The sequence below is a fragment of the Streptomyces sp. NBC_01224 genome, assembly GCF_036002945.1.
Lineage (GTDB): Bacteria > Actinomycetota > Actinomycetes > Streptomycetales > Streptomycetaceae > Streptomyces.
In genome coordinates, this window is record NZ_CP108529.1 from 6942821 (window position 1) to 6955538 (window position 12718).

The 12718-nt window shown below is 69.1% G+C and carries 15 protein-coding genes; 9 read left to right on the plus strand and 6 right to left on the minus strand.

The genetic code is table 11. From position 1 onward, the window contains the following. The first annotated feature begins 29 nt into the window (after positions 1-29). Positions 30-383, plus strand: coding sequence for a hypothetical protein (locus OG609_RS31255; protein ID WP_327275896.1), 354 nt, complete (start codon positions 30-32; stop codon positions 381-383). A gap of 103 nt (positions 384-486) precedes the next feature. Here OG609_RS31255 and OG609_RS31260 read toward each other — a convergent pair whose 3' ends face one another. Further along, on the minus strand, positions 487-690 hold the full coding sequence (locus OG609_RS31260; RefSeq protein WP_327275897.1) for a hypothetical protein: 204 nt from the start codon (positions 688-690) through the stop codon (positions 487-489). A 51-nt stretch (positions 691-741) separates the two neighbouring features. Between OG609_RS31260 and OG609_RS31265 the strand changes: the two genes are divergently transcribed. Continuing rightward, positions 742-2286 (plus strand): hypothetical protein, encoded by a 1545-nt coding sequence (locus OG609_RS31265; RefSeq protein WP_327275898.1) that lies wholly within the window; start codon positions 742-744, stop codon positions 2284-2286. Between the two features lie 18 nt (positions 2287-2304). On the opposite strand, the gene OG609_RS31270 is transcribed toward OG609_RS31265, so the two are convergent. Then, entirely contained in the window at positions 2305-2511 is a 207-nt protein-coding gene (locus tag OG609_RS31270; RefSeq protein ID WP_327275899.1) for a DUF397 domain-containing protein, read from the minus strand. After that, complete coding sequence (locus OG609_RS31275; RefSeq protein WP_327275900.1) at positions 2508-3365, minus strand: helix-turn-helix domain-containing protein; 858 nt, start codon at positions 3363-3365, stop codon at positions 2508-2510. The genes OG609_RS31270 and OG609_RS31275 overlap by 4 nt, the downstream gene beginning before the upstream one ends. Before the next feature lie 151 nt (positions 3366-3516). On the opposite strand from OG609_RS31275, the gene OG609_RS31280 reads away from it, so the two are divergent. Further along, positions 3517-4038 (plus strand): ATP-binding protein, encoded by a 522-nt coding sequence (locus OG609_RS31280; RefSeq protein ID WP_327275901.1) that lies wholly within the window; start codon positions 3517-3519, stop codon positions 4036-4038. Between the two features lie 612 nt (positions 4039-4650). Beyond that, positions 4651-6243, plus strand: a complete 1593-nt coding sequence (locus OG609_RS31285) for an ABC transporter substrate-binding protein (protein WP_327275902.1) — start codon at positions 4651-4653, stop codon at positions 6241-6243. 263 nt (positions 6244-6506) lie between these two features. Here the strand turns inward: OG609_RS31285 and OG609_RS31290 are convergent, their stop codons facing one another. Further along, entirely contained in the window at positions 6507-6731 is a 225-nt protein-coding gene (locus tag OG609_RS31290; protein WP_327275903.1) for a hypothetical protein, read from the minus strand. 10 nt (positions 6732-6741) lie between these two features. On the opposite strand from OG609_RS31290, the gene OG609_RS31295 reads away from it, so the two are divergent. The 4 genes from OG609_RS31295 to OG609_RS31310 all read left to right on the plus strand — a co-directional run bounded on the left by OG609_RS31295 (position 6742) and on the right by OG609_RS31310 (position 9760). Then, on the plus strand, positions 6742-6972 hold the full coding sequence (locus OG609_RS31295; RefSeq protein WP_442818018.1) for a helix-turn-helix domain-containing protein: 231 nt from the start codon (positions 6742-6744) through the stop codon (positions 6970-6972). A 44-nt stretch (positions 6973-7016) separates the two neighbouring features. Beyond that, complete coding sequence (locus OG609_RS31300; protein ID WP_327275904.1) at positions 7017-7727, plus strand: Imm52 family immunity protein; 711 nt, start codon at positions 7017-7019, stop codon at positions 7725-7727. Between the two features lie 135 nt (positions 7728-7862). Further along, positions 7863-8582 carry a DsbA family oxidoreductase gene (locus OG609_RS31305; protein WP_327275905.1) on the plus strand — a complete coding sequence of 240 codons (720 nt, stop codon included), beginning with the start codon at positions 7863-7865 and terminating at the stop codon, positions 8580-8582. A 119-nt stretch (positions 8583-8701) separates the two neighbouring features. Continuing rightward, entirely contained in the window at positions 8702-9760 is a 1059-nt protein-coding gene (locus OG609_RS31310; protein ID WP_327275906.1) for an aminotransferase class V-fold PLP-dependent enzyme, read from the plus strand. 42 nt (positions 9761-9802) lie between these two features. Here OG609_RS31310 and OG609_RS31315 read toward each other — a convergent pair whose 3' ends face one another. Next, positions 9803-10288 (minus strand): MarR family winged helix-turn-helix transcriptional regulator, encoded by a 486-nt coding sequence (locus tag OG609_RS31315; RefSeq protein ID WP_327275907.1) that lies wholly within the window; start codon positions 10286-10288, stop codon positions 9803-9805. 157 nt (positions 10289-10445) lie between these two features. Here OG609_RS31315 and OG609_RS31320 point away from each other — a divergent pair, with 157 nt between their 5' ends. Continuing rightward, a complete protein-coding gene (locus tag OG609_RS31320; RefSeq protein ID WP_327275908.1) occupies positions 10446-11522 on the plus strand; it encodes an alkene reductase in 1077 nt (358 codons plus the stop codon). 86 nt (positions 11523-11608) lie between these two features. Here OG609_RS31320 and OG609_RS31325 read toward each other — a convergent pair whose 3' ends face one another. After that, positions 11609-12634, minus strand: a complete 1026-nt coding sequence (locus tag OG609_RS31325) for a VOC family protein (protein WP_327275909.1) — start codon at positions 12632-12634, stop codon at positions 11609-11611. Positions 12635-12718 lie beyond the last annotated feature (84 nt).

A 12718-nucleotide genomic window follows, 5' to 3' on the forward strand; every position in this document is an offset into this window, starting at 1 on the left:
CGGCATCGCCGGAGGGTTGGATGGGCCGCATGGAAACCACGCCCGCCTCCGCCGAGCAGCGCACAGCAGACACCCGACGCGCGGACCGCAACATCCGCACGGCCTCCTGGTTCGCCCTGGGAATGCTCGTGCCCGTGCTGATCGGCTGCGTCCTCTTCGTGCTGAGTACGCCCCGGGCGTCCGGCTGCGTGACCTACGGCGAGGACTGCGCCACCGTCGCGGACTGGAGCCCCTGGTGCCCCGTGGCAGCAGTCGTGCTCGGCATCGCGGCGGTCGCCTGGCCGAGAAAGTGGCTGCCGTTCGCCTCCGCGCGTGGCTGGCTGCTGGGCCTGCACATCGCGGCGCAGTTCATGACGGCATCACTGATCCTCAGCTACGCCTGATGACACATCGGTCCAGGTCTCGCGACGCGACTGGGACAACGTCCCGACCCGGCAGCCCCCGGGCGTCCGCGACGGCCACGCACGTAGCCCGCCGACCGAGCCGTCAGCGCTCCAGGTGTTCTCGTGGTGCCCGTCCTGCATCGGCTGGAGCGAGGCGGATGCGGGCCGGCGCGTCGGCTACTTCGGCGGTCTCCTCACCGTCCGGCCCGTAGACCAGGCACATGTCCTTGTGGAGCGGCAGGAGCATGTGCAGGGCCTCGGTGAGACGCTGCTCGTTCAGCAGCAGGATCCCGACGCTGCGGCGCACTTGCGGCGAGGTCCTGTTGCGTGTCCGACGGGGAAAGGGAGGTCGAGACCTGTGCCGAAAGTGAAGAGGTTCGATCAGCGAGCGGTCGCACTCGTCGAGCTGCGGGGAACGCAGACCGAGTGCGAGATGTTTGAGGGCGCGCTGGCGGATCGTGGCTGGCCGGTGCTGGAGAAGCGCGGCGGCACGGCGAGTGTCGTCACCGTGCAACGGTTCTGGTACACGATCGAGGCGCGATTCCCCGGGAGCAGCATCAATGCGGTCAGGGGTGCCCGCGAGCGGATCGAGGTCATCTCCGACGAGCTGCAGTTGGACCTCAACGTCGAGGTGGCCGACCGTTTGGTCCGGGACCCGGTCGACCGGCCGCAGTGGTACGCGTACGACCGGCCGGAGGTGCATCCGCACACGGTCCAGTTGCCCCGGAGAGCGCGTTGGATGGAGCGGTGGAACACGTGGCGCGCCGAGACTCTCGGACTCCGTGACACCGGTCGGCTGATCACTGCAACGTCGCCGTCCGCAGCGCAGAATCTGGCCTCCCGGCCATTGCCCGGAGCCCGGCCCCAGCCGCGGCGGGTTGCGGCGCGGAGGTCTGGGGGTGCGACGCAGCAGGTACCGGTGGGCGTCGGCACGCGGCGCCGCTCACAGAAACAGCTCAGCTGGTTGTTCGTCCTCGTGGCGATCTGGTGCTGGGCAGGCGCGCGGATAGCCGACACGTGGCGGGGAGGGTTCGGCTCCTGGTGTGGATTCGGGCTGCTCGCACTCCTTCTGGTTCCCGCCGCAGTGGCTGTGATCCGTGGAGGGTTCCCCCAAGCCTCAGAGGCCAAGGCGCTGGCCGGAGCAGGCATCCTCGGGGCAGTTGGGGTCGGCCTCGGAGTGAACATGGTGCGTACGCAGCCGGAGGCCGGGGACGCGTCGCACGTCATCACATACCTCATGGCAGGCTTCGTCGTCTTCAACGGGATCCGTCTCCTCGTCCGCCAGTGGAGCTGGCGGGCCGTGGCTCCTTGGCTGATTCCAACGATCCTGCCGATCGTCCTTGGTCTTGTCCCGTCCGTTGGATTCGGCCTGCACGCCTTCTACTTGGACGCCTTCGATCTCAATGTCGAGGATGTCGATGTGCCGCATCTCTGGCAGTTCGTGGCCTCGGTCAAGTTCACGGCCGTGATGAACCTGTGGCTCGTCGCACTGGCCGGGCTCGGATACATGCTGCATCTGCACTGGCTTGTGCGAGAACGCTGGGTGGGATACGCATTTCTGCTCGTTCTCTCAGCCGTTCTTCTCCTTGAAGGGGCATGGGGCCTCGGGCTGGAACCAGCCGGCGCGGCGGGCCGTGATGCCGTCGCCACGGCGAAATCCGGGCGCACTCCGGTGCCATACTTCGGCATCGCCCCCGAGTGGGTCTGTGCCCACCCCATCGGTAAGGCGGAGGCGATCCCGGTCGACGGCGGTGAGTTCGTGCCCACCCGGCCGTATCTCAAGGTGGGCGACGCGGGCGGCACGGTCGTGCTGTGGGACGCGCGCAAGGAGCAGGGGCTCAAGGTGCCGATGAGCAAACTCCGTATCGTCCCGGCGGAGGAGCGCCCGGGGTCGTGCGGGTAGCGCCGGGCGGACCTTCGTTCAGGCTCCGGCCGCGTACCGCACGAAGTGCGTCCAGCCTGTGTGGGTGAGCGTCAGGTGAGGGAGGGATGCATCTTTCGAGTCGCGGACGAGGATCGCCTCTTCGGTAGAGGCCACCTCGATGCATTCGCCGCCCTCGTTGGAGCTGTAGCTGCTCTTGAACCACGAGATGTCTGCCGGGTTCTGAACGTGGACGTCCGGCTTCATTGGTCTTTCAGCAACCTTTCGATCAGAGCCGAGGACTCACGTGGTGTGAGTGCCTGAGACCGGATGCATCCATATCGTGCGGCCAGGATACGGACCTCCTCCGGATCGGTGATCAACCGGCTGATGTTCTGCACCTCAAGGTATCCGACCTGGGGTTTGCGCGTCGGTGTGAGAAGGATGAACGGGCCGGCCAGGCCCGCATGTTCAGGACGGTCGAGCGGCATGACCTGGAGCTCCACGTTGCGCAACCGGCCGAGCCTGATCAGCTCTTCGAGCTGCTCCTTGTGGACGTCCCATTCGCCGACCGGGCGTCGGAGGACTGCCTCCTCGATGATGCAGTTCACCATCGGGGCTGGTCGGTTCGTCAGAACCGCTTGTCTGGTCAGGCGCGCCGCCACGCGCTGCTCGATGAGTTCGTCGCCCAGTAGCGGCTTGCGCATGGCATACAGGGCGCGGGCATGTGTCTCAGTCTGGAAGAGGCCGGGCACCGTGTGGTTGCTGTAGTAGGAGAGTTCGACAGCATCAGCCTCCAGCTTCGCATAGTCGTTGAACCATGCCGGATACTTCACCCGCGCCCGTGCCTTCGCCCGCGCCACCTCCTCCTTCGTGGCTCGCAGCAGCCCGCCCGCCTCCAGCAGGTCGTCCGCCGCGTCCAGGAACTCCGGCTGTGGCATCCTGCGTCCCCGTTCCAGCGACCGAATCAGGTCCTCGCTGTACCCGAGCCGGTCGCCCACCTCCCGCTGGGTGAGGCCTGCACGCTCGCGCAGTAGCCGGAGCTGGCTGCCGATCACGCGGAACAGGTCCGCGGCCTCCTCCGAGTCGTCGTCGCCACCGATCGCACCGTCCATTTCCATGACTGCCCGCTCCCGTTCCTGAGGGCCGGTCGTGCACGTCGTCCCGTCACGGCGGACAGCCGGTACAGGTCGCGGTGCGTACCGGTACGCGCACGCTACGTACCGTTGTCGTTGCTGGTCGGCGTACGGCGAGTTGGCCACGCTGAGTGGCGTGACGAGTGAATCCGTGGAGATCGAAACTCCCCAACAGTCAACTTCCGCACAACAGTTCACACAGCTGTACAGTGCCACCCGCCGAGGTGCCCGCCTGGCTCGCCTGCTCGCCGTGGAGCAATTGGTGGCATGGGGATGGCTGCGTGACGGCGAGCGCATCGACGCGGCCGCGCTCGTCGTCGCCGAACTGACGGCGAACGCGGTCACGCACGGGCGGCTGGACGGGCGGGGCTTCCGGCTCGGGCTCGCCCTCCTCCCGGGCGGACGGCTGCGGATCGAGGTCGCGGACCCGCGCGGCGAGTGCCTCCCCGCCGCGTCCCGGGAAGCCGTTGATGGAGGCCGGGGGCTGCTCATCGTCGATGCCCTCGCGGCGGACTGGGGCGTACATCCGTACCCGCCGTCCGGCAAGACGGTGTGGGCAGAGGTCTCCGCGACGCGAACGGGCGCCGGGTATCGGGTGACATCTGCCAGTGATTGCGCACCCCGACCCGACAAGCAACGGGCCCCGGGCGGCGATTGATCACACCCGCACCTCGGCGTACCGGGAAAGGTGCCCATGGTCTGCCGATGGACGCCGAAGGCATGCGTGTTCCGTGGCTGATCCGACGATTTTCGGCCTCGATGGTGCAGTGGTGGACGTGATGGCGGTCTGGAGTTTTTGGACCGCCACGGTTTCCAGGAGGGCGGCCCACGGTGGCGCCGTACGACCCGTGTGCTGCCCCCTTCGGGGCCTGTTCGCCGGTCGGCCGGGCGGGGGTGAGGACCGCGTCGGCCGGCTCGAACACCGTGATCTGATACCAGGCATACCAGGCCAACAGCATCGGCTGTCCGGGGGCGATTTTTGGCGCACGATGTGCCACCGCGCAGTGCGGTGTACTACTAGATTGCCCAACGGCACCACGTGACCGACTATGACATGCCCCTGTCGTTCACCTGCTGATTTTCTGACAGTCAGTCACCATGCCTGGAATTCCCGGTGAAAGCCGAGTCCAGGCAGGCTGTCGGTCCGCACCACCGCGCCCGGCCGGGCTGACAGGGCTGGACGGTCGCGGCTTTCGCAGTATTTCCTGACCTGATCCGGTTGTCCGGGGACACCCCCCATGGGGCCGGCCGAGAGTATGAGGCACGTTCTGTGAAGGTTCGCACGAGGCGGTCGAGCGCTCTGATTGCCGGGGGATTGGCAGGGGTGCTGCTGGCGGGTTGCGGCTCCCAGGGTGAGATCTGGCCGTTCGACGAGGACAAGGGGAGGATGGTCGTCGGGATGTCCGACGGCATCCTCGCGACGGATCCGGCCGCGGGGTACGACCCGGGGTCCTGGCTGCTGTTCAACAATGTCTTCCAGTCCTTGATGAGCTTCCCACCCGGGGCTTCCACCCCTGTGCCGGAGGCCGCCGAGGAGTGTCATTTCTCGGACGGCAGCAAGACCTACACGTGCACCCTGCGTGGCGGGTTGAAGTTCAGCAACGGCAACAGCCTCACCTCGGCGGACGTCAAATACTCCTTCGACCGGGCGATCGGAATCAACGACCCGGCCGGCCCGGCGCCGCTGCTCTCCACCATCTCGTCGATCAGCACCCCGAGCGAGAAGACCGTCGTCTTCCACCTCAAGGTGCCCGATGCGATATTTCCCAGCAAGATCGCATCGGGTGCCGGTTCCATCGTGGACCGTCACGTCTATCCCAAGGACAGGCTGCTCAAGGGCGGCAAAACGGTTGGCTCCGGTCCCTACATGCTGGACTCCATCGACAAGTCGAAGGCCGTCTTCTCTGTCTACTCCGGCTACCACGGAACCGCCGAGGTGAAGAACTCCGGCGTGACGCTGCGACTCTTCCAGGGCGACCAGCAGGCCCTTAAATCCTCCCTGGAGAAGGGCGAGGTCGACGTCGCATACCGTGGCCTCACCGCCAAGGCGATAGCCGCCCTGGATGCCTCGCCCACCGCGGGGAAGGACGGCATCGACGTAGTCCAGGGCAGCAGCGCCGAGGTCCAGCACATGGTGTTCAACATGGCCGACCCCGTGGTCGGCAAGATCGGCGTGCGCAAGGCCATCGCCTATCTCCTCGACCGCAACGCCCTGTTGAGCGAGGTCTACGAGTCCACGGCGACGCCGCTCTACTCGATCGTCCCGGTCGGTATCACCGGGCACGGCACCTCCTTCTTCGACACGTACGGCGACGGCCCGCAGCCCCAGAAGGCGAAGGACGCCCTGAGGGACTCCGGTATCACCCGCAAGGTGAAACTCACCCTCTGGTCCACCCCGAGCCGTTACGGACCCGCCACCGACGACGAACTGCGGACCATCGCGGCTCAGTTGAACAAGAGCGGACTCTTCGACGCCAGGATGGAAACCGTCCCGTTCGACCAGTACGAGAAGGACATCGCCGACGGCGTGTACGGGGTTTACGTCAAGGGCTGGGTGCCGGACTATCCCGACCCCGACAATTTCACCCAGCCGTTCTTCGGCAAGGGCAACGTCCTGTCGAACAATTACGAGAACAGCGAGATAACCGATCAGATCATCCCGCAGACCTCGTCCATGACCGACCGCGCGAGCACTCGGCAGAAGTTCATCAAGCTGCAGGACATCGTGGCGCGCGAGCTGCCGCTCCTGCCGCTCTGGCAGGGCAAGCAGTACGCAGTCGCCCACGAGAACGTCCGGGGTTTGCAGAACTGCCTGGACACATCGACTGTCTTCCGGTTCTGGGAACTCAACACCGCGTATTAGGCACTGAGCCCCGGCAGTCCCCGTGACCGCCGGGGCTCTTGCGTGCCCGCGCTCGGGGCAAGCGGGGCGAGGCGGCCCAGCACGGTCGGAGTGAGAGGGAGCGCTTGCGGCGACGCGCTGAGCAGACCCGGCAACAGGGGCAGCAGAGCTCCGACGGCATCGAGGGCGACCTCGACGACCGCACCTGATCCCCGCCCTCCCTTGTGCTGGGTCGGGCCCGGCCCAGCACGCGTCGTTCCGGCATTCTCGAAGCTCCCGGCAGCTCAGTCGCTGTCCTTCGACGGGGCGGCCGGCCCGCCACGTGCCAGCCGGGTCGTTGCCAGTGCCGTCAGCGTCAGCAGTGCGACGCTGATCGCCAGGCTTGCCCGGAGGCCGTCCTCGAAGCCGGTCGCGACCAAGGCGCCGAACGCCGCCACGCCCAGGCCGCCAGAGACCTGGCGGGCGGCGTTCAGGACGCCCGCGGCGACACCGGCCCGGTCCGTCGGCACGGCCTCCATCATGGCCGCGGTCAGCCCCCTCCAGTGGCTGCTCCACCAGCGCATCGAGCGGGCCCGCGAACTGCTGGAGACCACCACCCTCCCCATGGATCAGGTCGCTCGCGCCAGTGGCCTCGGTACCGCCGACTCGATGCGCCAGCACATCCAGCGCCGCCTCGGCCTCACCCCGAGCGCGTACCGTGCCTCTTTCAGCAGGCTGACCGCGGCGCCGGTCGCGGCGGCCACGGTCTGATCCGGCCCTGGGCGGGTTCGGGCGTAGGGCGGCGGAGGCAGGACATGCGACGTGTGGTGCGGGGCTTCTGGGGGCCCCGGAAGGAGTCGGCCGAGGCGCTGACCAGGCGATGGAAGCTCACCCTGGACCAGCTTGCCGAGATCCTTCCGGCGGGTGGCCCCGGAGCTGTGTGGACGTGGCGGCAGATCCATTCGTCCGGGCCCGCCACTGATCTCGCGCCGGACGAGGACTCCCTCCACGCCGCTCTGCGCGCGGCCCGGGATGCCGACGGCTGGTCGGACCGCGTCGGGTTCGGGCTGCGACTCGTCCTCGCGGGCGAGCCGGGCTGGGAGATCGAGGTCAGCGGGAACGGGGGCGGCGTCTCGGAGTTCCTCCTCCAGTCGATGGTGATCGGTATCAGATCGCCGGACGACGCCCAGATCTCCGACGGGAATCTCCTTGCTGTTGTCGCCGAGGCGTGGGAGCCCGACTTCGGCGACGTCACCGACGACGACGTGCTCGACGCCTTGGAGGACGATGCGGGTTTCGTTGTCGGTGAGCCCTGCGTCGGCTGGGTCGGCTACCTCTCCCCGGCACGCGCGGCCCTGCTGCCGGAGGGCATGACGGCCGGGCACAAGGAGCTCCGCGTCGGAGGCGTCCTCCTCGACATCGCTCCGCGAGGCAACGTGCAGGACGTGCTGCGGGCCCATCTGCGGCTGCGCGACGCCGGTGCGCTGCAGCCGCTGCCGTGCCCGATGGACCGGGCCGTGCTGTGACCGTCCGGACCGGCGGGGCGACCGGCCCCCGCGCACCAGGGAATGAGGGCGTCCGCTCCTGTGTTGTCCACGGAGCGGAGGGTGGCTCCGCGCCGCCTGAGCTGTACGTACGAGAACACGGAGAGAAGAAGAGACATGCGCGTCGAGATCTGGAGCGACATCGCCTGCCCCTGGTGCTACATAGGGAAGGCCCGCTTCGAGAAGGGCCTGTCGGGGTTTGCCCACCGCGACGAGGTCGAGGTCGTGCACCGGTCCTTCGAGCTCGACCCCACGCATGCCAAGGGCGACACCGTGCAGGTGATCGACATGCTGGCGCAGAAGTACGGGCGCACCCGCGAAGAGGCGAAGGCCATGGAGGCGAACGTCGCGGCCAACGCGCAGGCCGAGGGGCTCGGCTACCTCACCGAGGGCCGCGACCACGGCAACACCTTCGACATCCACCGGCTGCTCCATCTGGCCAAGGCCCGAGGCCGCCAGGACGAGCTGCTGGGCCTCGCCTACCGGGCGAACTTCGCCGAGGAGCGTTCCGTCTTCGACGGTGACGTGCTGGTCGAACTGGCCGTCGAGGCCGGGCTCGACGCCGACGAGGCGCGTGCCGTCCTCGCCGACCCGGAGGCGTATGCCGCCGAGGTGCGGGCCGATGAGCGCGAGGCGTCCGAGCTCGGGGCCAACGCGGTGCCGTTCTTCGTGCTCGACCGTCGGTACGGGATCTCCGGCGGCCAGCCCGCAGAGGTCTTCGCCCAGGCGCTCGAACAGGCGTGGAAGGACCGGCCGCTGACCGCGATCGGCGGGGACGCCGCGGCGTGCGACGCCGACGGTGCCTGCGAGGTCCCGCAGCCCGGCAGCAACGCCTGAGCGCGCAGGCCGGCGCCGTCGCCCGACACCTCGCTCAGCTGCATACATAAGCATTGCTTGGATGCACCCCTTAACTCTTTGTAATTGACGATGAGTCAAGGGGGCTTCAGGCTGGGATCATGGAGACTACTTCGCTCAGCCGTGCGGGAGACGAGTTCGCGCCGGAGACCGCCTACCTCAACACCTCCACCTGTGGGCTGCTGCCCCGGCGCACCGTGGACGCGGTGAGGGCGCTCGCCGAGGCGATCGCCACGGGCCGCAGGGCCGGCTCCGGCGACTTCGAGGCGGTGGACGCGGCCCGGGCCGGCTTCGCCCGCCTCGTCGGAGTCGACGCCGACCGGGTCGCCACCGGCAGCTCGGTCTCCGTACACGTCGGGCTGATCGCGTCCTCGCTGCCGGCGGGGGCCGAAGTCCTGGTGCCCGAAGGGGAGTTCAGCTCCGTCGTCAGCCCGTTCGCGGTCCGTGGCGATCTCAGGATGCGTTACGTCCCGCTGGACGGGCTGGCCGACGCGGTACGGACCGGCACCGATCTCGTCGCCTTCTCCTCCGTGCAGTCCGCCGACGGCCGGATCGCCGATCTGGACGCGGTACGTGCGGCGGCCGCTGCCCACGGCGCCCGGACGCTGCTCGACGCCACCCAGTCGGCCGGCTGGCTGCCGCTGGACGCCGGGGCGTACGACTACACCGTCACCGGTGGCTTCAAATTCCTGCTCTGCCCGCGGGGTGCGTCGTTCCTCACCGTCACCGAGGAGGCACAGCGCACCCTGCCGACCGTCTTCGCCGCGTGGGTCGCCTCCGATGACCCCGGGAACAGCACGTACGGCCCGGCCGGGCGGCTCTCCCCGACCGCCCGGCGCTACGACGAACCGCCGGCCTTCCTCTCGTACCACGGCGCCGAGCACTCCCTCGCGCTGCTGGGCGAGGTCGGCATCGACGCCGTCCACGCCCACGCCACCGGGCTCGCCGCCCGCATGCGGGCCGGGCTGGCCGGACTGGGGCACGAGGCGGTGCCGGGGGAGTCGGCGATCGTGGCCGTGCCCGGACTCGGCGGGCGGGAGCCGGAGCTGGCGCGGGCCGGGGTGATGGTCTCGAACCGGGCGGGGAGTCTGCGCGCGGCCTTCCACCTGTACAACACGGAGGCCGATGTGGACCGTGCCCTGGAGGTGCTCTCCGTCTGAACCCGCCCGGATACCGGCCGGTCCCGTCCGGACGCCGGGGGATCAGCGGCGCTCGGGGCAGTCCTCGGTCTCGTGGCAGAGGTTCTCCTCGACCTTGGCGAGCAGTCGGGCCAGCTCCTTGCGTTCGGCCGGGTCCAGCCCGGCGAGGGTGTGCTCCTCCAGATTCGTCCAGGCCCGCTCGACGTCGGCGTGCAGCGCGCAGCTGTCGTCGGTGGCCTCGACCAGGACGGCCCTGCGGTCGCCCGGGTCGGGGCAGCGGCGGACGTGCCCGGTCTGTTCGAGGCGCTGGAGCATCTTGGTGACGGTGGAGGGGTCGAGGTCGACGGTCTTGATCAGCTCGGACTGGCGCACCGCACCCGCGTCCCACAGGTACATCATCAGGAACTCCTGGCCGGGGTAGAGCCCGAGTCCCTTGAGCAGCCTGCCCGCGGCGATCCGGTGCAGCCGGGCGACCCGTGAGACGGCATGGCTGACGGGGCCGCCGCGGGCGGCGCTCGGCAGCTCGGTACAGGCGGGATCGGCCTTCATCGGGACTCCTCGGGGTGGTGCCGGGCGGTGCTCCTGGTGGGTCGGGAGCGCGGAGCCGGTCGCTTTCTGCGAACTTTACCTTGGTCGGCCAATTAATGGGCTACAGTGGCGCACGGCACAGATAGTTGGCCGACCACATAATTTTTCTGGAGCTTCCATGACCACCGCATTCGACCCGATCGACCTGTCCGGTACCCAGCTCGCCAACCGCATCGCGATGGCCCCGATGACCCGCAGCCGGGCCGGTGAGGGCGGCATTGCCACGGATCTCGTCGCCGAGTACTACGCCCAGCGCGCCTCGGCGGGCCTCATCATCACGGAGGGCATCCAGCCGTCGGCGGTGGGCCAGGGCTACCCCTCCACTCCTGGGCTGCACAGTGCGGAGCAGGCCGCGTCCTGGCGCAAGGTCACCGACGCGGTGCACGCGGCGGGCGGCCGGATCTTCGCCCAGCTCATGCACGCCGGCCGGATCGGCCACCCGGACCTGCTGCCGGACGGGCTCACCCCGGTCAGCGCCTCGCCGCTCAAGCCCGCCGGTCAGCTCTACACCGGCACGGGGCTGGAGGACTTCACCGCACCGCGCGAACTGACCGGCGACGAAGTCCGGCAGACCATAGCCGACTTCGCGGCGGCCGCCCGTAACGCGGTCGACGCCGGCTTCGACGGGGTCGAACTGCACGGCGCCAACGGCTACCTCATCCACCAGTTCCTCGCGCCCAACACCAATCTGCGCAACGACGAGTGGGGCGGCTCCGACGAGGCCCGAATCCGGTTCGCCGTCGAGGTGGTCAAGGCCGTCGCCGCCGAGATCGGCGCGGAGCGGACCGGGCTGCGCATCTCGCCCGGAAACCCGTACAACGACATCGACGAGCCCGCGCCGGACGCCGTCTACACCGCGCTGGTACAGGAGATCGAGCCGCTCGGCCTCGCCTATCTGCACGTCCTGGAAGCGGCGAAGATCCGCGAACTGACCCTCGCGCTGCGCAAGCAGTTCTCCGGCACCTTCGTCCTCAACGCGCTGACGGACGGGCCGACCGGACCGGACGACCACTCGCTGATCGATGACGGGATCGCCGACATCATCTCCTACGGTGCCCTGTTCATCGCCAACCCGGACCTGCCCGCCAGGCTGAAGGCCGGCGGCCCGTTCAACACCCCGGACCCGTCGACCTTCTTCGGCGGGGACGCGAAAGGATACGTCGACTACCCGGCGCTGGACGCCGTCCAGTCCTGAGGCCGTGCGGGTCGCCGGGCTGCGGCCGGGGCCCGGCGTCCCCGAAGAGGTTCAGCACATCCTCCTGCAGCGCCCGCGCCCTCCCGCTAATCCCGGCCCGACTCCTCCAGCGGCGCACTGTGCCACTTCCACGAGGTGACCCGGGGATGGCCGGGCAGTTCGCCGCGGCCGGTGGCCCAGAGCAGGACGGCCCACCGGTCGGTGTCCTTGGGGGCGTCCGGGAACAGCCGGGCCAGTACCCGGTCGCAGAGATCGGCGGGCGGAGCCCAGGAGACATCCAGGCTCGCGGCGAGGTCATGCACGTGCACCAGGGTCTCCACGATGCCCATGGCGGCGAAGCCCTCCGGGTCGGACACCCCGTAGGAGTGGTACGAGCGGACCTCGGGCGAGGCCGTCCGTACCATCGCCGCGAGCAGCGCGCCGCTCGCCTCCAGCGTCTGGAGCAGTCCGGCGGGTCCGGCCGACCGGTCCGCGAAGATCGCGTTCACCGGACCGCCCTTGTGATCGGCGCTCCAGCGGTAGGGGACGTACGTGTCCAGCGACGGTTGCCGCGGGCCCAGCTGTGCCGCGTAGGAGAAGAGATCGTCGCTCAGGTGCTCGGCGGTCCCCCAGCAGTCCCACTCCAACGACCCGGCCGGGACCAGCCAGTTGTCCACCGAGGACTCCCGGAGCGTGTCGACCGCGAGGCGGACCGCGGTGGTCACGTCGTCCGCCGCGACCGGCAGCCGGGTCCCGGTCAGCGCAGCCCGTTCCGCCGCACTGCATTCGACACAGAACTCATTGCCCTCTGGATCGGCGAGCGTCGCCCAGCCCCGCCCGTTCGGCCTGCGGTGGTCGGCCACCAGGGTGGCGCCCAGGCCGAGCAGCCGCTCCACCTCCTCGTCGCGGGTGCGGTCCTGCGGCTGAATGTCCAGGTGCAGACGGTTCTTGGTGCTCTTCGGCTCCGGCACCGAGATGAACAGCAGCGCGGCACCGGGGGCCTCGACGAGTGCCTCGGGATCGCCGGGGGCGTCCTCGTCGGAGAGCGGGGCGCCGAGTACCCCGGACCAGAAACCGGCGAGCTTGTAGGCGTCGGCGCAGTCGATCGTGATGTGACGTACCAGTGAAGTCATGGGCCCCACTGTCGCCGCTCACGCCCGTCACGGTCCAACAGGTTTGGGCAGGGGGTGGGGCGACGCATGTCGCCCCACCCCCTG